We start from the raw sequence: 21,222 nt of genomic DNA, 5'->3' as shown, positions 1-21,222 counted from the left end.
TATGAAAAATAACGAAAAAACGACTTTACAACAAGCCATATATTATGCTAAAGCACCCATAATAATTGCACTAATCCTAACACCTGTTAGATACTGTTTAGAATTATTTGGATTGCCTGAAAATGCAATTTTTATTATTGGCCTACTTTGGCTTACCTTAGGGTTTTCGATATATTTAGGTATTAAAATAGCTAACCATAAACAAGCATTCAAGATTCTTTTATTAAGCTTACTTATTTACTCGCCTATTTCAAGGATTCCTGTTGCGATACTTTGGTGGGTAGATACAAAATGGGAAATAGGTACACATTATGGATTATATTTTGATAATTTTGGACAAGCGCTATTAAATCATGTTATATATGGTTCGTTAGTTCAATTGATTCCTGGGTTTTTATTAGGAACATTAACCATTGCAATAATGAGGTACAGAAAAACTTTAACTAAAAACAAACCTGTAGAAAATGGATAATAGCTATTTGGCTTTAAGAGTAAAAGAATTAAGAAATCAGAAAGGGATGTCACAAGAATTTCTAGCCGAAGAATCTGGTTTAAGTTTACGAACAATACAGCGTATTGAAAAAGGGGAATCAAACCCCACAGGTGAGTCATTGAAGCGATTAGCCAATGCCTTAAATGTAAGTCCAGATGAGTTGATAGATTGGTCCGTAAAAGAAGATAAAAAGTATTTAACGTATCTCAATCTCTCTGCACTGTTATTTCTGGTCTTTCCATTGCTAGGGGTTTTAATTCCATTTATACTTTGGACATCAAAAAAAGGTAAGATAAAAAACAGTAATAAGCTGGGTAAAGATTTAATCAATTTCGAAATCACGTGGACCATTCTGTTATTTTTTATCCCTATAGTATTGTTCACCATATCAAAAATTGGACTCACAGACCAAATAACGTTAAGTACATTTTTTATGGTTATTGGCTTTTTGTATGTCGCCAATTTAATTTTAATATTGATCAATACACTGAGAATAAACAATGATAAAGAGGTGATATATAGACCTCGATTTAAGTTTTTAAAATAAAAGGCAATGAATATCAGCGTTAATCTTTTACAGCCATATAGTATCAACTCAAAAAATATAAAACTATGAAATACAAATGTCCGAAGTGTGATAATACCACTTATGAAATTGGAGAAATGAGAGCCACAGGTGGTACGTTGTCGAAAATATTTGATGTACAGAATAAAAAATTTACGTCAGTGACCTGTAAAAAATATACTTATACTGAATTCTTTAAAGCAAAGACGGGTGCTTTGAGTAATATTTTCGATTTTTTCACGAATTAAAATAGTTTTGCTGAAGCACCAATTTTTTAAATGAATCTTAAAGATTATTTAAAAAGTTGATTAATATTTGTTTTATATAGCTTACCAATAGGTACAATATGGTAGCCAATATAAATTCTATTACCTTCTACCCTATCGATGTGCTTTTTTGCAACGGCAAATGACTTATGAACTTGAAGAAAATCATTATCAGAAAGCAATTGGATGGTATCCGATATTTTTTCACGAATACTTATGGTATTGTCATTAGTAACAACTTTGGTATAATTACCTGAAGCTTCAATAAATAGAATATCATCTACATCTACCTGAATATGACTATTATTCTGTTTTAAAAAAATATGTTTTCCTTCAGGCTTTGCAACCTCTTTACTTTCTTTTCTTATTGTAGTAGTATCAGAAGAGTTCACTTTATTAATAGCACTTAAAAAGCGTTCAAAACTAAACGGTTTTAACAAGTAATCAACAACGTTTAATTCATAGCCTTCAATCGCGAATTCACTATACGCAGTGGTTACAATAACTTTTGGTGGTGATGAAAGTGTTTTTAAAAATTGAAAGCCTTTTAATTTAGGCATGTTCAAATCTAAAAAAATAAGATCTATATCATTTTTGCTTATGTAGTCGATAGCTTCTATAGCATCGTAACAATCTGCTTTGAATTCTAAATTTGGTAGCATATCACAATAGCCTTTTATAATATCATGTGCAATATGTTCGTCGTCTATAATGATATATGTAATCATAAGCCTTTAATATTCAATGTAGCGTTATAGATGGTATCTGTTTTAGATAGTGTTAAGGTATGCTTTTTTGGGTATACCAGTTCTAATCTTCGTTTTAGGTTTTTTAATCCAATTCCTGTCTCAGGATTATCTTGTGCTTCATCAAAATTATTTTCTATTTCAAAGGTCACTTCATTATTATGCGCTGTTAATGTGATATGAACATACGCATTTTCCCTTAAATTTTCCACACCATGCTTAAAGGCATTTTCTAAAAGAATAATAAACAGAAGCGGCAGTATTTCATAATCAGTATCGTTTGTATCAATGTTGAATTGTATATCAATCGCTTTATGATAACGCATTTTATGAAGTTCGATATAATTCTCGAGATAGATAATTTCTTCAGACAATAAAACCGTTTCTTTTTCGCCATCATAAATACTATAACGCATCATATCAGAAAGTTTTAGAATGAGCTGTTGAGCTTTCTTAGAATCCTTATCCACTAATCCATAAAGGTTATTAAGCATATTAAAAAAGAAATGTGGACTCATTTGACTTTTTAAATGCATTAATTCTGTTTTTGCCTTTTCGTTCTTTAATCGGATAAGTGATTTGATTTGTTTAAATAGCCAATGTACAATGGTAATAAACACAAGGATAAAGTACAATGCAATAAATTCTACAAACCCTTCTAGTTTTCCAAAAATGTCATTAAAAATGACGACGACTAAGCCTATAATAACCAGCGCTATTTTATATAACCGCTTGATAGTTTTCTTTTTTCTGTCTGATAAATTCAATTTCATAAATCAATATTAATTAAATAAAACACCTCAGACAAATTAGTTGACAAACAGTATCTATTCAGTGACAAACAAACATAAATGTGTTTTGAGGAGTCTTTATAACTTAAAAAAATGTGTTTGTCACCAGTACAAGTACTTGTGTCACTAACACTTTTTAAAGGCTAAAAACACTTATATGTTTGTCTCAATCAATCAAAAAACGAACAGTATGGAACTTAGAATTGACAATCTATCAAAGACGTATTCAAACGGAATTAAAGCTTTACAAAACATTTCATTAGAAATACCTACAGGAATGTTTGGTTTGTTAGGTCCAAATGGTGCAGGCAAGTCTACGTTAATGCGAACTATTGCAACACTGCAAGAAGCCGATTCTGGTTCCATTGTTCTTGGAGACATCGATGTCTTACAACAAAAAAATGAATTGCGACAGGTTTTAGGGTATTTACCTCAACAATTTGGTCTGTATCCAAAAATATCTGCCGAAGTTTTACTCAATCATTTTGCAGTCCTTAAAGGCATCACTCAAAAAAATGAACGCAAAGAATTAGTGAAAGCGCTTTTACATAAAACAAATTTGTATGAGGTGCGACAACAAAACCTGAAAGGATTTTCTGGTGGAATGAAGCAACGTTTTGGCATTGCACAAGCTTTACTTAACAATCCGAAGTTACTTATTGTAGATGAACCAACAGCAGGATTGGATCCTGTTGAACGCAATCGATTTTACAATGTTCTCAGCGAGCTCGGAGAACATACCGTGGTTATTTTATCCACACACATTGTTGACGATGTCAAAGAACTCTGCACAAATATGGCCATTATTAATCAAGGGCAAGTATGCTTAAAAGGGCAGCCGTTGCAAATACTAGAAGGTCTAAAAGACAAAGTCTATAAAAAAACAATCGAAAAATCAGAATTGAACCTATATAAAGAAAATTATCAGGTCATCAGTGAACGATTATTTCTTGGAAAACCAACCATTCATATCGTAAGTGATACAAATCCAGGAGACGGTTTTTCGCTTATTAATGCCGAATTAGAGGATGTCTATTTTTCGGAAATATTCAATACTACTAACCTTAAATCTAATTAGTTATGTGGTATACTATTTTTAAGTTCGAAATACAATACCGAATTAAACGACCAGACACGTATGTGTTCTTCCTTTTTCTATTTCTATTTTCAATTGTTGGTGTTGACTTTATTTTTCAAGGTTCAGAAATGGGTCTTATGAAAAAAAACTCACCCATAGTGATTGCAAAAACTATGGGAGCCATTACCGGTATATTTATGATTTTAGCGTCAATGATAATGGGCGTTTCCGTACTAAGAGATTTTGAATACAATATAGAATCATTGCTATTTTCTGCACCAATCAACAAAGAAGATTATTTACTAGGTCGATTTTTAGGATCGTTTGCAGTTTTGCTATTTGCATTTACAGGTATTTTATTTGGCATGATGCTAAGCGAATTTATGCCATGGCATAATCCAGAAGATCTATTAGGGTTTAATGCCATTGTTTATATAAAGACGTTTTTAATGGTAACGCTGCCAACGTTGTTTTTTGGAGCTTCCTTATTTTTTGTTACAGGTGCTTTAAGCAGAAACCTGGTGGTAGTCTATACACAAGGTATTATTTTATTTGTGATTTTTATGCTAACCAAAGCTATCACTAATGAATTTTGGCAAGCCATTCTAGATCCATTTTCGCTAACAACAACCACTTTTGCGACAAAGTCTTGGTCAGCTTTAGAAAAAAGTACACAAGAACTTCCTTTTATTGGAGCATTGCTGTATAACAAACTATTTTGGATATCTCTAGGAATACTGGCGCTAATCTATGGGTATAAAAAATTCAATTTTAATGTTGTTAAAGAAAAGCAATCAAAGAGAAAGCAAGTTGAAAAATTAGTTAGTAAAAGCACTAGTGTTGTTAGTGATATAGAAATTCTTGAAGCTAGAAAGCAATATGGATTACTTTCAAAGTGGAATCAATTAAAACAATTTTCTTGGTTTTACTTTATCAGTATTTGCAAGCAAGCATCATTTTGGGGAATTGTTATTTGTGGGATGATTATTATTCTCATTAATTCCGTAAATCTTGGAACTGTATATGGTGTTGATAGCTATCCAGCAACCTATTTTATTGTTGAAGAACTCAAAGAAACATCTATTTATTTCTTCATAATAATTTTAGTGTTTTATTCAGGTGAATTGGTATGGAAAGAGCGAGGTGCTAAATTAGATTTAATCTATGACGCAACACCAATGTCTAGTTTTATCAAACTAATGGGTAAATACATTGGATTAAACGTAGTGTATGTAGTATTAATGCTCGCTTTAATTGGTTCAGGAATTCTATTTCAAACATTAAGTGGGTATTACAAATATGAATTCCAAGTCTATTTTTATGGATTCTTCTTAGAGATTTTACCGTTTTTAGCACTGTATACATGCATTGCATTTTTTATTCAATCTGTGGTAAACCATAAGTTTGTAGGCATAATGTTGGTGATTATATTTTTTATAGCCAATGTTGCTTTAGGTTTATTCGGGTTTGATCACGATTTATATTTTTTCGGAGGAAGTGCTTTAGGAACGTATTCTGATATGAATGGTTATGGGCATTTTTTACAACCCTATCTGTTAATTAAATCATATTGGTTTCTCTTCGGAATACTATTATTAATCATAGGATCTTTAGTTTCTGTTAGAGGAAATGAAACAAATTTGATAAAACGAATAAGAATTGCCAAGTATAAGTTCAGCAAACCGCTCATAAAATTTACTGACATCATTCTTTTTGCTTTTATCATTATTGGAGGGTTTATATTTTACAATACGAATATTTTAAATGAATATTGGAGCAATTCTGAAGCTACCGAATTTAGAGTAGCGTATGAAAAAGAACTCAAACAGTTTGAATATATACCACAGCCCAAAATAGTAGATGTGAATTTAAAAGTGGAATTGTATCCTTCATCAAGAGATTATACTGCGGAAGGGTATTATATATTAAAAAACACCAACGCGCAACCCATTAATGAGATTCATATTCAGAAACTAATCGAAGAGAATATCACATTAGATGCTGTCACTTTTGATAGAGGTGCAACAGAAAATAATACATACACTTGCTACGATTATACCATCTATCAGTTGCATAGCCCTTTGAATCCTGGAGATTCAATTAAAATGAACTTTAAGCAATCATTTACTACGAATGGATTTGAAGCAGGTAATTCAAATGCTAATATTGTTGAAAATGGAACATTCTTTAACAATAAAGACTTTCCAACATTAGGTTACAACAGAAAATATGAGCTAAGTGATAGGGATGAACGTTCAGAATATAATTTGCCTGAAAGAACCAATAGAGCTAATAGAAATGACCCTAAAGAATTAGTTAATGCAAGATCTGGTAGTGATTCTGATGGTATTAATTTTGAAATGATTATAGGAACAGACATTGACCAAACAGCATTAGTTCCTGGTAATTTGTTGAGGGAGTGGACAGAAAATAATCGCAATTATTTTCATTATAAAATGGAAATTCCAATGATTGATTTTTACTCAATTGTTTCAGCAAGGTATGACATAAAAAAAGACAGCTGGATTTCAAAATCTGATGCTATTTCGAAACAAGTAGATTTGGAAATCTACTATCATAAAGGTCATGAGTACAACATAGATAGAATGATGACGGCTATGAAAGCCTCATTAGATTACTATAGCACAAATTTCAGTTCGTATCAATATGAACAGTTGCGTATTATGGAATTTCCACGTTATGCGCAATTTGCACAATCATTTCCGGGCACTGTTCCATTCTCAGAGTCTATAGGTTTTGTTTTAGATATTGATGATGAAACCGATGTAGATATGGCATTTTATGTAACTGCACATGAAATTGCACATCAATGGTTTGCTATGCAAGTAGAAGCCGCAAATGTAAAAGGGCAATACTTTATTTTGGAAACGCTTTCTCAATATGCTGCCATGATGGTTCTACAAACGCACTATCCAAAAGACAAGGTTCAGCAATTTTTAGAGTTGCAATTAGAGAAATACGAAGAAGGGAAACTCAGAGAATCTGGAGCAGAACCAACGCTAGCATTAGTAGATAATCAAGACCATATTTATTATGCTAAAGGTGCCATTAATATGTATAAACTTCAGGAAATCATTGGAGAAGAAAAAATAAATACAGCGTTAAAGAGATTTCTTGGAGATTGGAATACTAGAAATGGAAAACTAAAAACTAAAACGAACAGGTACGCAACAAGTAAAGATTTACTTAACTATTTTAAAGAAGTTACACCAAGTCATCAACAGCACATAATTAAGGAACTTTTTGAATCTATAGGTGAATTAATAATGAATTGATTTAATTAAGAATTGTCAGGCTTAAATACTGAATAGCTTAAATACTGAATAAAAAATACTTTAGTTACATAACAAAAAAAGCCCTTCATCTCTGTAAGGCTTGATTTTAAAAGTGGTCCCACTTGGACTACTTGAATACTTATCTTGTTTTACTGTATTTTATTGTATTTAAGCACCTTAAAACCTATAAACAGTAGATTTTAAAGTAAAGCTAAATAAGGCTAAATTAAGCTAAATTAAAATTATTCGTCCCCTCATTCGTCCCCTAGATATACTTTTTTAATATATTTGGGCATGGCAAAAGCAAAGTTTATACTAAAAGAACCGAACGCAAAAACAGATACTTTAATCTATCTAGTTTACAATTACCAATATAGTAGATTTAAATATTCTACATCTGAAAAAATAAATCCGAAATTTTGGAATAAAAATGACCAACGTGTTAAATCATCCAAAAGCTTTCCAGAGCATCCCGAATTTAATGCAAGATTAGACAAAATTGAAAACGGAATAAACAACGCTTTTAGAAAATTACTAAATGATGGAATTCAGCCGAATAACAAGAAACTAAAAGAAGCTTTAGAAAAGGAATTATCAGACCATATCTTAAAACCGAAGAAAACTACTTTTTTAGAATTTATTGAAAATTATATAGAAGAAAGTAAATTGAAAAAATCAGAGGGAACAGTTAAAGTTTACAATACCACACACAAGTATTTAAAAGAATATTCCAAAAAACATAACCTAGACTTTGAAAATATAACCCTCGAATTTTATAGTAATTATATTACCCATTTAAGTCTAAATTATAATCTAGCATCAAATACAGTAGGTAAACATATTAAAACAATTAAATCCTTTATGAATGAAGCTACTGATAGAGGATTAAACGATAATCTTGATTTTAGAAAACGAAAGTTTAAAACCATACGCGAAGAAGCTGACACGGTCTATTTGAGTATTGACGAACTTAAACAAATTGAAAAACTGAATTTATCTGCGAGCCCTAGACTTGATAAAGTGAAAGATTTATTCTTAATCGGCTGTTATACTGGTTTAAGGTTTTCAGATTTCACCCAAATTAAACCCGAAAACATAACTTCGAATAATTCACTTATTGAAGTAAGAACGAAAAAAACAAGTCAACGAATTTCAATACCACTACACAAAACAGTAAGAAATATTTTAAAAAAATATAATAATAATTTACCTAAAGCCTATGCAAATCAAACCATGAACGGATATTTAAAAGAAGTTATAAGCTTGGCGGGAATTAAAGATTTAATTGAAACATCAATAACTAAAGGCGGTAAAATTGAACGAACGGTTTTACCAAAATATAAATTAATTTCTACTCATACAGCTAGACGAAGTTTTGCGACTAATTTATATTTGGCAGAAATACCAACTATTTCTATCATGAAAATAACAGGTCATAAAACGGAACAATCCTTCTTGAAATATATAAGGGTTACCCAAAAAGAAAACGCAGACAAATTATTAACACACCCATTTTTCAACTAATTATGAATAACACCCCAAATCCATTTATAGAAGCCTTTACAATTGAATTAGAAAAAACGAAAAACTCTATTTTTTTAATTGAAAATGAAATTAAACAAATTGAAACATTTACAAGTTCAAATGATACTCCGTCAATGTTCTCAAGTCTTGCATCTGGCATGAGTAGATATGATAATTCAACGAATAGCGTCTTTAACGGAAGTACTTTACCCTCAAAAAACATTTTCAATAAATCATTTTTCGAATACAATGCTTTTGGTAAGATTGACTTAAAGAGTAATTTATTAAGACCTGAACAATATAAAAAAACTGTTATTGAGTTTAGCGAATATTATTATTGGCTTAAGGAACTTCAAATAAGTCCAAAAAAGAAAAAAGGAACAAGCAGTTTAAGTCATAAACAAAAAATGTTAGCACTTCATTATTTAGGTTTAGATGTTAGACAATACGCTGATGTAAAAGCAGGAAATGTAATTGCTCAAATATTAGACCTTGATAACCATAACACTAGAACAAATCTTCCTTTCGTATATTTTAATTCAAAAGATAATAAAGTTAGGACAAAACAAAACCTTGAAAGGCTATTAGTCCTTTTTGAAGACAATGATTTTGAAGAAATAAAAGCTCAAATCACAACAGACTTACAATCAATAAAATAGAAAGTTGTAGTTACCTCTTGTAGTCACTACAGTAGTAAAAAACGCTAGTCTTACTTCTAATTTTGCACCATTATTAACGTAAAAAACAATAAAATAATGGTAAATGCAGACACAAACAATTCAAACAAATCAAATGTCGATTTTGATTTTGACACAGCAATAAGAAATGCTGTAAAAAGGGCAATTATTGAACATTACTGTCCTCCTAAATCGTCGGATTCTGACATGTTCACTAGAAAGCAAACTGCAAAAAAGCTTTGCATATCTCTTCCAACTCTCCACGATTGGACACTTGAGGGCTTAATACGAGCTTATCGAATAGGTAGTCGAGTTCTCTATAAATTAGAGGATATTGAAAACGCTTTGACTTTAATTAATCCAAGAGTAAAGAGAGGGGGCAAATCATGTTAAAAGGTAAAAATGATTACTCTGTTATTGTCTTCTTTGAGAACGAAACAAAACCAAAGAAATGGGAATATGTGCATAAGCTAAATGGCTTTGCAATGTTCTTAGACAAAAAACACTCTAGTTGGCTGTATATGAACGTTTATAATCGTCGTTCGGGACAGTTTATGAAACAACTAAAAAAGGGAATATTCATTCCCCAAACTCTCAAGTAGTTTTTCTTTTTTTTAACCTTTAAAATACCTTTAAGTAAAACCTTTAATAAATAACCTTTAAATGGTTTTAATTAATGTGCAACGATTCAGATTATGATAGTAAAAAATACATACGGTTCAAGCGTCGCTTTTTCAACTAAGCAATACGGCAGAATTCCAAAACATGAATTTACTGGTTCAGCACTGCAACGTCAAAAACCCGTAAAAAAGAAAGATACTAAAGCAAAAAAAAAGGAAAGTAAAGGCAAGGTGACAAAAGAGCGCACCTTGTCTCCGCGCTCAAAACGAAAGATTCGTAAAAAGATTACTTGCTTTGCTCGATGCTACAAAAGATTAAGCTTTGTCACACTCACTTTTTTAAACAAAGTGAGTGATGAACAAGCTATAAATTTATTACGCAAGTTTGTGGATAATGCTAAGAAACGTAGTGATGATTTTCAATATGTTTGGGTTGCAGAACGACAAACTAAAAATGATGTCTTTGAGGGTAACGTTCATTTTCATATGATTACCAACAAGTATTGGAAAATTGATAAATGGTGGAATTATTGGATTGACTTACAAGAAAAAAACGGAATTAAAGCAAGGGACAAAGATTACAGACCTTCATCTGCTTTTGATGTTAGGCAATTAAACTCAAAAAACATACGCTCTATCGCTTCCTACGTAACAAAATACGTAACAAAGAACGACTCAAGTTTTAAATGCCAAGTTTGGAACTGCTCAAAGCGTATTTCAGAACTTTACACGGACTTTTACACCACGACTGAGTTTACAGACCAGTTTAAAAAAATGGGGGCTGTATTAAAGGAAATTGAGATTAAAGACCAAAACAAACATCCTTTCTTAAATATTAAGATGATTAATCTAAATAGACAAACATTGCCAATGTATAAACGATTAGATGATAAAAATCAGAAAATATTAAGTGATTCTATTTTAAAATAGAACTGTTTTCTTTCCAAAACTCTTCTAATTGAACTTTAAGGTTATCTACTTCTATTATAGTCTCAGGATTCCAATTAGGCTCAGAGTAATTAACACCTGCCGATATAAGTCTTTTTAGCTTGGCTGGTTTAGTATTGACAAACTCAGTTCGTGGAAGGTTTGTACCAATTTTCCATTTTTCCCAATCCATTTCTTGGTCAAAACTATTCATTATTGAGTAGCCACATGATTTAAAAGCTTTCTTAACCTCCTCTTCGGTGAATTTCATCTTTTTATCAAATTGCTTCCTCGTAACTTTATTAATATCTAAAGTAATGCCACGGATAGTGTTTCGGGAACTTCTTCTTTTAACAGATTGCTCTAAAAAAAGTTTAATAAATTTTTTTAAAAACTTATGCCTATTGCTCATAATTGGGGGTAAAAAATTATACAGACAAATCTTACCAATGCTTAATAGATTTGTTCAAATAATTAAAAAATGATACATAAAACTAAAATTGCATAGCTAATTGATTATTGGATGGCTCCTCGACTGCTACTTTAGACATATAATTCCAAACAGATGCATCAAGAGAAGAGCGAGGTATTTCAAGTAAGTCTGCAGCAAACTCAAATGTACGTTTGGTATAATAATAACTTACATGATGAAGACCAGCTGTTTCCAAAAACCCAACAATATGCCTATCAACTGCGATAGTGTCAAAATTAAGTAATTTCATTAGGTAATCGAGTGTCTTGTCTCCTATTCCCTTAATGCTTAGAAAAGTTTTTCTATTATGAGATTTATTCAAGAAGCTTTTTAGATCATCAGTTGTGTTAATTTCATTTTTATGGCAAAATATTATTAAAAGCTTGTAACGGTCTAATTTTGTTGGGTGAGACCAATTGAGAAATTCATTTAATGAAACGGAATCAAGTATTTTCTCTAAGTTTTCTATATTATACGCTTCAGGGTAGAGAGTTTTAACTCTTATAACTCTTGGTTGTACAACACTTCTATAATTTAACCCTGCCTGAAGAACTATATCTGTAAATAATGCTCCTACGTGATTATTCTCATAATACCTTCTTTCAGATAATAAGCTAATTTCTTCATTTGACTTAATAAATTCTGCTAAATTCCTCGCTGATTCAATTATTTGCATACAAATATTTTTTAAAGTTTTCTTATCGCTTCTAATCTATCAACACAATTCGGACATGCTCCACATGGTATAATCGATGAAGCTTGACAGGAAAACGTCTTTCCAATTGGCGCTTTCACTTCTATACCTATCTTTGCAACATCAAGTTTAGACATTTCTAAAAAAGGCATTTTAATTTTTACGGAACCATATTCACCTAACATATTTTCCATCTTAGAAAAAAACTCCTTAGAACAATCTATTTCCTTGGCATGATTACTATTTATAAACGCAGAATAAACCTCACCTACGTCTATTGATTGAGCGAAAGATGCAGCAATAGTTAGTATCAAAATATTCCTATATGGAATATACAAGTCATCCGCAGTCATTTCATTTTCCCAAAGATTTTTTTCATTTATAAAGCTACTTTTCGAATATTTATAAACATCGGAAATATTTAATATTTCCACTTTTTCTTTCAAGGATTTTGGCAATACTTCAATCAATGTTTCATATTCTGTATTAACACAATGTTGCCCATAATTAATAAAAAGCGGCACAACGTCATAACCTTTATCTATTAACCAATATGCCATCGTTGTTGAATCTAAGCCACCTGATGCCAATAAAACTACTTTTTTACTCATTAATTTTTGAAATTAAATTAAATACTTCAGATATAATTACATCTAACTCACTAGACACAGTGTTTGGTATTTCAATTAACATATTATTTTTAGCTTTACTAAATGGGTCATACAACAAACAAGGTATACCATTAGCTCTTGCATAACCAAGTTCAATCATCGTACCTGGGTCGTCATTCATATAAATTGCTATTAATATTTTGCACTCAGCAATTAGATTTATATCCTCAACAAATGCTAATCCACGTTCTTCTCGTGTACTATTCTCTGAAATTTGCCCATTCTCCTTAATAGGTCTTCTAGGTCTGAAATTATGATACTCGAGTGCAGAAACTAAGTTATCAATTATCGTTGTGTCTAAATAATCGAAATCGGGTGCGGCAATATAAATTGAACATGAATTTCTATTCTCCCAAGGCAATGAGCACCCTCCCATAGAAATAAGATTTTTTATCTGTGCCTGTAAAACTCTAGCTATATTTTTCTTAAAATCATCTGGAAACGTTGTTAAAGCGTATTCTGATGCAACCCAAGAAGCTAGATATCCAGCATGCTCAATTCCTTTCTTTTCATAATGGGAAACATAACATGCATTATAAACATCACCAACTCCTACTGAGTGCACTATAGGTTGTGTAATTGACGGGATTTTATAATTCTGTTTAGATACAAAATCATATATTCTAGAGCCTCCTCTATTTTCTTTTAAGACCAATACATTGCAAAATTTTTCAAATAAACCACAAAAAGCCTCAAAAGAATCATTGTAGTTATCTAAAAACAGATTAGATGAAGTTGATATAAATATCGTCTCAAATTTACAATTAGGAATATCTGAGAATGTATTTATATTATTACTTAAATCGATATGTAATTTAGACTTTTTATAACGCTTTTCTATTAATTCATAGACGTCATAATTACCCGCAATGAAAAGAATATTATCGTTATTTTTTGTGGTTTTTAAGGATGCATAATTATATTCTATTTCAACCTTTTCTCTTAGTAAAAAATCATATTCTTGGTCTCCAGTTTCTTTAACACTACCAATAAGAAAAACATAAGGTGCACCAATAACAGTTCCTAATTGCTCTATTTTATCGAATCCATGATGTTTTGAAAATTGAATTACTTCTTTATTTAAAAATTCAGGAACAAAATAACTTATTACACACTCTCTATTCAATGCCCAAAATCCCCTCATCGCATGAGCAATACCACCAAGTCGCATTTTTTTTTCCGCATTATCAAATAAAGAAACATCTATGACGATATCTCCAACTAAATAAAATTTAGAATCCATATTAACTAAACAGGTACAACATCAATACTAACTGACGCTATAACTCCCCGCATAGACCTTACAACACGACCTGAGTAATTTACCCCATCATCCATGCAAAGTTTAATATAATTATATTTTGTAGGTAAATAACCGATTATTAATCCTCCTTCTGATATAGCTGTCGGTCTGTCATTAAAACCAATATTGACAATATCGCCAACACTTGGTAATGTCTTATTAGTTAAATAGTAATCACACCTATTAACCTCTTCAAGCATTGTAGAAAATGCCTTATCGCACTTATTTTCCCCACTTGTACCGCCTGTTTTCCCATTTCCAGACGAACCTTGTGAAGAATAGTCACTAAAATTTCCAGTACCTGTACTTCCCATATATTAATTGATTAGTTTACAGCAAAATAAAAATAATCTTCCGAATCACACTTAAAAATATAAATTATTTAATTTTTTTCGTCCCCTAATTCGTCCCCTAAAATAAAAAAACCTCACAAACTTAACGTTTACAAGGCTTTACATTCTTAAAAAGTGGTCCCACTTGGGCTCGAACCAAGGACCACCTGATTATGAGTCAGGTGCTCTAACCAACTGAGCTATGGGACCAATTAACATTGCTGTTAATTATATCTCTTATTTAAAAGAGTCTGCAATATTACTACATATTTTAAAACTGTCAAAGAATTTTTAGTCCTTTATATCTTGACACAACTCAATTAAAACTCCATTAGTAGATTTTGGATGTAAAAAAGCAATTAATTTATTATCGGCTCCACGCTTTGGTTGGGTATGAATCATAGTGAAACCTTCATTGGTTAAACGCTCTATTTCTGCTTCAATATCATCAACAGCAAAAGCCATATGATGAATACCTTCTCCTTTCTTCTCTATAAATTTTGCAATCGGACTCTCGTCATTAGTGGCCTGCAATAACTCAATTTTATTTGGACCACATTGAAAAAATGATGTTTTTACGCCTTCGCTTTCAACATCTTCTATTTTATAATGAGCCTTTCCTAATAAGCTTTTAAAAAGACTATTAGATTCCTCGATATCTTTAACGGCAATTCCTATATGTTCAATTTTATTCATGAAAAATTTTTAAGTTTTATTCTCTATTTAATGCGATAAATCCGTTTTTATTATGGTAAAAGCAATGTTCTCGCTAATAATTTGCTCTCAAAAATAAGATAATACTTAAATAACCTCTACTTTTGCAGATGATTAGTTATAATAATCATCATGGAAGAATTTACACAAAGACAGAAAAAAATAGGAGGTATCCTTCAACAAGATTTAGCAGACGTTTTACAAAAAGCGGCAACTGATGGTGGTTTACGAGGTGTTATCATCTCAGTAAGTAAGGTTAATGTTACTACAGATCTCTCTATGGCAAAGGTTTATCTTAGCATTTTTCCGAATAAAGAAGCACAAACCTTATTAGAAGGTATCAAATCTAATAAACCTTTAATTAGACACGAGTTATCACAGCGTACACGTCATCAATTACGACGTATGCCACAATTAGAGTTTTTTATAGATGATTCTCTAGAATATATTGATGGTATTGAACGTTCTTTAAAAGGAGAAGACAATCCATTAGAGAATCCTGACTTATTAGGCAAGCGTAAAAAATCTTAAGTGAATTTCCCTTTATATATAGCAAAACGTTATCTGTTTTCTAAAAGCAGTAATAATGCTATTAATATTATGACTTTAATTGCTTCGGGTGGAGTTATTATTGCTTCAGCTGCGCTGTTTATTGTATTATCGGTTTTTGCCGGTTTAAAAGATTATAGTCTTAATTTTTCCACATTTGTAGATCCAGATTTAAAATTAATTCCTACTTCTGGAAAATCATTTCAATGGACGGATAATGATAACGCTTCCCTTTTAAATATTGAAGGTATCGTGGCTGCTTCAAAAAGTATTGAGGAACGTATTTTCATTAAATCCGATAACAAAAATCATATCGCAACACTAAAGGGAGTTGATGAAAATTACCTCAATGTTACACGCATAGACTCTATGGTTACTAAAGGCAGTTGGATTACTCCTAACAGTAATGAAGTCGTAGCTGGTTGGGGCATCTCTAATAACCTTTCTTTTGGTGTTTTAGATTATTTAAAACCACTTTCGTTTTATGTTCCTAAAGTAGGAAAGGGTCAAGCAACATCAATACAAGGGTATTACAATTCGGTTTATGTAAGTAATGTTGGTTTATTTAATATAAATGAAGAATTAAATAATAACTATGTGTTTTCGGACATTAAACTCGCCAAAAAATTACTAAATTATAAAGATAATCAACTCAGTGCTATTGAAGTTAAATTGAAGCCTAAAGCTAATGAAGATGCCATAAGAGCCGAGATTAAAACCGCCTTTGGAAATCGATTTAACATTAAGAATAGAGCCGAATTAAATGATGCTTTATTTAAAATGTTGAATACTGAAAACCTTGCCATTTACCTCATCTTCACTTTAGTGATTATCATTGCCTTATTTAATGTTATTGGTGCCATTATCATGATGATTTTAGATAAGAAAAAATCTATTAATACCCTTTTTAATATGGGTACAGAAACTAAAACCATTAAAAACATTTTCTTCTTACAAGGTAGTTTAATGACTATTGTAAGTGGACTTATTGGTGTTACAATAGGATTACTAATTGTATTTATACAACAATCTTTTGAGCTTGTAATGTTAACTCCAGATTTAGCTTATCCTGTTCGAATTAACTTTTTGAATTTATTGATTGTCTTAGCTACTATTTTTGCTTTAGGAATTGTGGCTTCTAAAATTGCTTCGCAACGCATTACTTCTGGATTAATACAGAGTGAGGCTTAAGAACACCTCTTCTACTAATACACGCTTACTAATGCATTAGTTTTTTCGGTATTCTTCTGTATAACGATATCTTAGTGATTTGGACTCTACTGAAACTGATAATCCGAAAACTTATCTAAGACCTCATCAAAAGCCGCAAATACATCTTTAGAGTCATCGCTAGTGACCATTTTCATGCGGTATTCTTTAAAGTGTGGAATACCTTTAAAATAGTTGGTATAATGTCTTCGGGTTTCAAAAACACCAAGAACCTCACCTTTCCAATCAATAGCCATTTGTAAATGTCGTCTCGCGGCTTCTACGCGTTCTGCTAAAGAAATTGGAGGGAGATGCTCTCCGGTTTCAAAAAAGTGCTTTACTTGTTTGAAAAACCAAGGATTGCCAATTGAAGCACGACCAATCATAGCGCCATCTAATCCATAAGAATCGCGCATAAGCATTGCTTTTTCGGGCGTATCCACATCACCATTTCCAAACACAGGAATATGCATACGAGGATTATTCTTTACCTCAGCTATCAGTTTCCAGTCGGCTTCGCCTTTATACATTTGCGCTCTGGTTCTGCCATGAATTGAAATGGCTTTACAACCTACATCTTGTAGACGTTCTGCCACTTCTACAATCTTTATAGAATCGTGATCCCAACCCAATCGGGTTTTTACCGTCACTGGCAAATTGGTACGTTTTACCATTTCGGCCGTTAACTGTTCCATAAGACAGATATCTTTTAAAATACCTGCTCCTGCACCTTTTGATACTACTTTTTTAACCGGACAACCAAAATTGATATCGATGATATCTGGATTCGATTTTTCGACAATATCTATGGTTTGCAACATGCTTTCCATATTAGCCCCAAAAATCTGAATGCCAACTGGTCGTTCTCTTTCGTAGATGTCTAATTTCATAACGCTTTTTGCGGCGTTACGGATTAAGCCTTCACTCGATACAAATTCTGTATACACCACATCGGCTCCTTGCTCTTTACAAAGTGCTCTAAATGGTGGATCGCTTACATCCTCCATAGGTGCTAAAAGCAGTGGAAAATCTGGTAATTCTATGTCGCCTATTTTAACCAAGTGTATAAATTTTGATGCAAAATTAAGGTTTTTATTAATCTTTGTTTAGTGCTTTTACAAACTATATAAAAAATGGATTATTTTTTAATTCGTATTTTTAACAAAAACCTACATATCATGAAAAAGACCCTACTTTCATTTTTCATAGTATTTGCTATGCTAACCAGTTGTGATGTTATTGATGAATTAACTAAATTCGATTTGGATTACCAAACAAATTATTCCATTGCTCCCACAATTTTAATCGATACTCCATTTAGTTTAGATACACCTGATATAACTACAGACTCAGAATCTTCTTTTGAAAATAATAACACGCATAAAGATTTAATTGAGAGTATAAAATTGAAAACTATAAAAATGATTATAGAGAGTCCTGAAGATGGTAATTTCAATTTTTTAAAAGAAATCTATGTGTATATCAATGCCGATGGACTAGAAGAAACCGAAATTGCGAATACCGTTATTCATGATAATACAAATTCTAATGTTATAGAATTAGATGTATTAGGCCAAGAATTAAAAGCCTATCTAAAAGAAGATAATTTTAATCTAAGAATTAAAACAATCACCGACGAAACCATTAGCGAAACTCATAATATTGTAGTTGATACAAAGTTTAGAGTAGATGCTAAAATTTTAGGGGTTTAAATTCAACTTTAGTTTTTAAAACCGCACCTTAGTATCAATTGTTTCCTCTCCGCGTTTCACGGTAATAGCAGCTTCATCTCCATTGTCAAACACAGATAAGGCTCGCATATAACTCATCATATCTGTAATAGTGCTATCTCCTAATTTTGTGACCACATCTCCTTTTTGTAAACCTGCGTTAAAAGCTGGAGTATCTTCTCGTGTGCCATCGATTCGCATGCCTTTTCCATCGTATAAATAATCTGGAACCACACCTAATCCCACTTTAAAACGTGGTGTTTCTTCACTTTCATTCTTTGTTTTACGGAACGCCAATTCTCCATTATCATCCAAATCGTTAATAATATTATAGATGTAATCTGAAATTAAATCCATGCCTTCATAATTCAACTTTTCAGCATCATCACTTGGTTTATGGTAATCTTCGTGCTGACCTGTAAAGAAATGTAACACCGGAATGTCAATTAAATAAAAAGACGTATGATCGCTAGGTCCTACTCCACTTTCATTTTCAACAATTTTGAATTTATCATTATTAGATTTTAATGTTTGCTTAAACATTGGAGAAGTCCCTGTACCATAAACCGCTAAAGTACTATCGGCTTTCATTCTACCAACCATATCCATATTTATCATATAGTTAATAGATTCAGTATCTAATGTTGGGTTTTTCGAGAAATAATTAGAGCCTAATAAGCCCATTTCCTCACCAGAAAATGCTAAAAATAAATAGTTGTTTTTGTCCTTAATTTCAGACTGGTCATTTTTCACTTTTAATCGGCTTGCCAGATTTAGCATTACAGCAACTCCACTCGCATTATCATCAGCTCCGTTATGTATGGCTTTATCTTCACCACGATATAAAGACCCTTCACCTCCAAAACCTAAATGATCGTAATGCGCACCAATAACGATAGTGGTTTTAGCATTATTATCTATATACCCAATAACATTATGACCTGTAATGGTGCTGTCTGCATTTGTTGTAAACTCTACTTCTTTATGCGGATCTGTTTTAGGTTTAAATGAAAACGATTGTAAATACCCGTCGGTACCTTTGGGTTGTATTCCAATCGCTTTAAAACGTTTTATAAGATATTCCGACGCTAAAACTTCGCCTTGGGTACCCGTTTGACGACCTTCTAATTTATCATCGGCTAAAAATGCTACATCTTCTTTAATGTTGTTTTCGGCAACTTTAAGTTCATTTTTACAAGATAGAAATCCTAATAAAATGAATAAAATCAATACATTTTTCATGTCAGAATATATTTTTAATGTTTTATGAGAAAGCGGTTTTGTAGTCGAACAGTGAATTATTTATCCGCTTTATTTCGTCGCGTATTTCACCATTAAATCTTACTTTTGCACAAAATTAGGCATTAAATATCACTTATTATAATTCTTTATTATGAACAGAATCATTGCTGTTTTAATTCTATTGGTTACGTTTTCATCTTGTAAAAATGACCGCTCTAAAACATCTAATGGCACCGTTGAAACAACATCGGGAGCGACTAAAAAATATGATTCTTTAATCTATCCAGAAGAAGTCCATTTTAAATCGATGCGACAAGTAACCTATGGTGGTGATAATGCAGAAGCGTATTGGAGTTTTGATGACAAACAGTTGGTGTTTCAGTCTAATAATACCAAATGGGATGTGGAATGCGACCAAATGTTTTTAATGGATGCTAACCAAACGTTTACAGATAGTATTGCACCTCCTATGGTAAGCACCGGAAAAGGTAGAACCACATGTTCTTATTTTATGCCAGATAACAAACATATTATCTATGCTTCTACACATCTTGGTGATGAAGAATGCCCAGATACACCACTTAAGAAAAACGGAAAATATATTTGGCCAATTTATGATAGCTATGATATTTTTGTTGCCGATTTGGAAGGTAATATCGTAAGCCAATTAACTAACGAAGTAGGTTATGATGCAGAACCAACCGTATCTCCTAAAGGCGATAAAATTGTATTTACTTCTACTAGAAGTGGCGATTTAGAACTATATACCATGAATTTGGATGGCTCTGACGTTAAACAAATTACACACGAATTAGGTTACGATGGTGGAGCCTTCTTTTCGCCAGATGGCAGTAAATTAATCTTCAGATCTTCGCGTCCTAAAACCGAAGCAGAGATTAAAGAATATAAAGAATTATTGGCCGAAGGCTTGGTACAACCAACGCAAATGGAATTGTATATCTGTAATGCCGATGGTTCAGATTTACGTCAATTAACCGATTTAGGTAACGCCAATTGGAGTCCGTTTTTCCATCCTTCTGGTGAGAAAATTTTATTCTCTTCTAATTTTGAATCTGAACGTGGTTTTCCTTTCAATTTATATATGATTGATATTGATGGAAAGAATTTAAAACGTGTTACACATAGTACTACTTTTGATGCTTTCCCTGTGTTTTCTAACGATGGAAAATACTTAGCGTTTTCTTCTAATCGGAATAATGGTGGAGGCCGTGATACTAATTTGTTTATTGCAGAATGGCAGGATTAACCAATATATTGTACCTAAAGGCACAATTGTAAAAATCTTAAAAGCACTTTAAACGT

23 protein-coding genes and 1 tRNA gene are annotated in these 21,222 nt (G+C 31.8%); 13 read left to right on the top strand and 11 right to left on the bottom strand.

Features of this window, described 5'->3' with window-relative positions; genetic code table 11:
- Position 1 precedes the first annotated feature (1 nt).
- The 3 genes from C8N41_RS03135 to C8N41_RS03125 all read left to right on the top strand — a co-directional run bounded on the left by C8N41_RS03135 (position 2) and on the right by C8N41_RS03125 (position 1,306).
- Entirely contained in the window at positions 2–472 is a 471-nt protein-coding gene (locus C8N41_RS03135) for a hypothetical protein (RefSeq protein ID WP_115838183.1), read from the top strand.
- Positions 465–1,040: a helix-turn-helix domain-containing protein gene (locus tag C8N41_RS03130; RefSeq protein WP_092445809.1), complete on the top strand. Its 576-nt coding sequence runs from the start codon at positions 465–467 to the stop codon at positions 1,038–1,040. The genes C8N41_RS03135 and C8N41_RS03130 overlap by 8 nt, the downstream gene beginning before the upstream one ends.
- A gap of 65 nt (positions 1,041–1,105) precedes the next feature.
- Positions 1,106–1,306, top strand: a complete 201-nt coding sequence (locus C8N41_RS03125) for a zinc ribbon domain-containing protein (protein WP_115838182.1) — start codon at positions 1,106–1,108, stop codon at positions 1,304–1,306.
- A 44-nt stretch (positions 1,307–1,350) separates the two neighbouring features.
- Here C8N41_RS03125 and C8N41_RS03120 read toward each other — a convergent pair whose 3' ends face one another.
- Positions 1,351–2,052 carry a LytR/AlgR family response regulator transcription factor gene (locus C8N41_RS03120; RefSeq protein WP_115838181.1) on the bottom strand — a complete coding sequence of 234 codons (702 nt, stop codon included), beginning with the start codon at positions 2,050–2,052 and terminating at the stop codon, positions 1,351–1,353.
- Positions 2,049–2,843: a sensor histidine kinase gene (locus C8N41_RS03115; RefSeq protein ID WP_115838180.1), complete on the bottom strand. Its 795-nt coding sequence runs from the start codon at positions 2,841–2,843 to the stop codon at positions 2,049–2,051. Before C8N41_RS03115 ends, C8N41_RS03120 begins: the two co-directional genes overlap by 4 nt.
- 208 nt (positions 2,844–3,051) lie before the next feature.
- Here C8N41_RS03115 and C8N41_RS03110 point away from each other — a divergent pair, with 208 nt between their 5' ends.
- From C8N41_RS03110 to C8N41_RS03080, 6 genes are all read left to right on the top strand, one after another.
- On the top strand, positions 3,052–3,939 hold the full coding sequence (locus C8N41_RS03110; RefSeq protein WP_115838179.1) for an ABC transporter ATP-binding protein: 888 nt from the start codon (positions 3,052–3,054) through the stop codon (positions 3,937–3,939).
- A gap of 2 nt (positions 3,940–3,941) precedes the next feature.
- On the top strand, positions 3,942–7,235 hold the full coding sequence (locus C8N41_RS03105; protein WP_115838178.1) for an ABC transporter permease/M1 family aminopeptidase: 3,294 nt from the start codon (positions 3,942–3,944) through the stop codon (positions 7,233–7,235).
- Positions 7,236–7,529: 294 nt separating this feature from the next.
- Positions 7,530–8,759, top strand: a complete 1,230-nt coding sequence (locus tag C8N41_RS03100; RefSeq protein WP_115838177.1) for a site-specific integrase — start codon at positions 7,530–7,532, stop codon at positions 8,757–8,759.
- A gap of 2 nt (positions 8,760–8,761) precedes the next feature.
- On the top strand, positions 8,762–9,418 hold the full coding sequence (locus C8N41_RS03095) for a hypothetical protein (protein WP_115838176.1): 657 nt from the start codon (positions 8,762–8,764) through the stop codon (positions 9,416–9,418).
- A gap of 96 nt (positions 9,419–9,514) precedes the next feature.
- A complete protein-coding gene (locus C8N41_RS17245; RefSeq protein WP_394364687.1) occupies positions 9,515–9,829 on the top strand; it encodes a helix-turn-helix domain-containing protein in 315 nt (104 codons plus the stop codon).
- Between the two features lie 302 nt (positions 9,830–10,131).
- Complete coding sequence (locus C8N41_RS03080; RefSeq protein ID WP_115838174.1) at positions 10,132–10,986, top strand: rolling circle replication-associated protein; 855 nt, start codon at positions 10,132–10,134, stop codon at positions 10,984–10,986.
- Here the strand turns inward: C8N41_RS03080 and C8N41_RS03075 are convergent.
- From C8N41_RS03075 to mce, 7 genes are all read right to left on the bottom strand, one after another.
- Positions 10,973–11,254, bottom strand: a complete 282-nt coding sequence (locus tag C8N41_RS03075) for a hypothetical protein (protein ID WP_147298922.1) — start codon at positions 11,252–11,254, stop codon at positions 10,973–10,975. The two genes, C8N41_RS03080 and C8N41_RS03075, sit on opposite strands and share 14 nt — an antisense overlap.
- A gap of 223 nt (positions 11,255–11,477) precedes the next feature.
- Positions 11,478–12,131: an HhH-GDP family DNA glycosylase gene (locus tag C8N41_RS03070; RefSeq protein WP_115838172.1), complete on the bottom strand. Its 654-nt coding sequence runs from the start codon at positions 12,129–12,131 to the stop codon at positions 11,478–11,480.
- An 11-nt stretch (positions 12,132–12,142) separates the two neighbouring features.
- Complete coding sequence (locus C8N41_RS03065; RefSeq protein WP_115838171.1) at positions 12,143–12,760, bottom strand: 7-cyano-7-deazaguanine synthase; 618 nt, start codon at positions 12,758–12,760, stop codon at positions 12,143–12,145.
- The gene (locus tag C8N41_RS03060; protein WP_115838170.1) at positions 12,753–14,063 is read right to left on the bottom strand and encodes a nucleoside 2-deoxyribosyltransferase; all 1,311 of its coding nucleotides are present in this window, start codon (positions 14,061–14,063) and stop codon (positions 12,753–12,755) included. The genes C8N41_RS03065 and C8N41_RS03060 overlap by 8 nt, the downstream gene beginning before the upstream one ends.
- 5 nt (positions 14,064–14,068) lie before the next feature.
- Complete coding sequence (locus tag C8N41_RS03055) at positions 14,069–14,437, bottom strand: hypothetical protein (protein WP_115838169.1); 369 nt, start codon at positions 14,435–14,437, stop codon at positions 14,069–14,071.
- Positions 14,438–14,591: 154 nt separating this feature from the next.
- Positions 14,592–14,665, bottom strand: a tRNA-Ile gene (locus C8N41_RS03050).
- Positions 14,666–14,746: 81 nt separating this feature from the next.
- Positions 14,747–15,151 (bottom strand): methylmalonyl-CoA epimerase, encoded by a 405-nt coding sequence (mce, locus tag C8N41_RS03045; protein ID WP_115838168.1) that lies wholly within the window; start codon positions 15,149–15,151, stop codon positions 14,747–14,749.
- 150 nt (positions 15,152–15,301) lie between these two features.
- Between mce and rbfA the strand changes: the two genes are divergently transcribed.
- Positions 15,302–15,700: a 30S ribosome-binding factor RbfA gene (gene rbfA, locus C8N41_RS03040; RefSeq protein WP_092445823.1), complete on the top strand. Its 399-nt coding sequence runs from the start codon at positions 15,302–15,304 to the stop codon at positions 15,698–15,700.
- Entirely contained in the window at positions 15,701–16,909 is a 1,209-nt protein-coding gene (locus tag C8N41_RS03035) for an ABC transporter permease (RefSeq protein ID WP_170137080.1), read from the top strand.
- 86 nt (positions 16,910–16,995) lie between these two features.
- Here the strand turns inward: C8N41_RS03035 and dusB are convergent, their stop codons facing one another.
- Positions 16,996–17,988, bottom strand: a complete 993-nt coding sequence (gene dusB, locus C8N41_RS03030) for a tRNA dihydrouridine synthase DusB (RefSeq protein WP_115838167.1) — start codon at positions 17,986–17,988, stop codon at positions 16,996–16,998.
- Positions 17,989–18,105: 117 nt separating this feature from the next.
- Between dusB and C8N41_RS03025 the strand changes: the two genes are divergently transcribed.
- The gene (locus C8N41_RS03025; protein WP_115838778.1) at positions 18,106–18,639 is read left to right on the top strand and encodes a hypothetical protein; all 534 of its coding nucleotides are present in this window, start codon (positions 18,106–18,108) and stop codon (positions 18,637–18,639) included.
- A 15-nt stretch (positions 18,640–18,654) separates the two neighbouring features.
- Here C8N41_RS03025 and C8N41_RS03020 read toward each other — a convergent pair whose 3' ends face one another.
- On the bottom strand, positions 18,655–19,899 hold the full coding sequence (locus C8N41_RS03020; RefSeq protein WP_115838166.1) for a M28 family peptidase: 1,245 nt from the start codon (positions 19,897–19,899) through the stop codon (positions 18,655–18,657).
- Between the two features lie 151 nt (positions 19,900–20,050).
- On the opposite strand from C8N41_RS03020, the gene C8N41_RS03015 reads away from it, so the two are divergent.
- The gene (locus C8N41_RS03015; RefSeq protein WP_115838165.1) at positions 20,051–21,166 is read left to right on the top strand and encodes a TolB family protein; all 1,116 of its coding nucleotides are present in this window, start codon (positions 20,051–20,053) and stop codon (positions 21,164–21,166) included.
- Positions 21,167–21,222 lie beyond the last annotated feature (56 nt).

Source organism: Winogradskyella sediminis (genome assembly GCF_003387355.1).
Taxonomy (GTDB): Bacteria; Bacteroidota; Bacteroidia; order Flavobacteriales; family Flavobacteriaceae; genus Winogradskyella; species Winogradskyella sediminis.
Note: the sequence above shows the minus strand (reverse complement) of the source record. Positions and strands in the feature narration are given on the sequence as shown.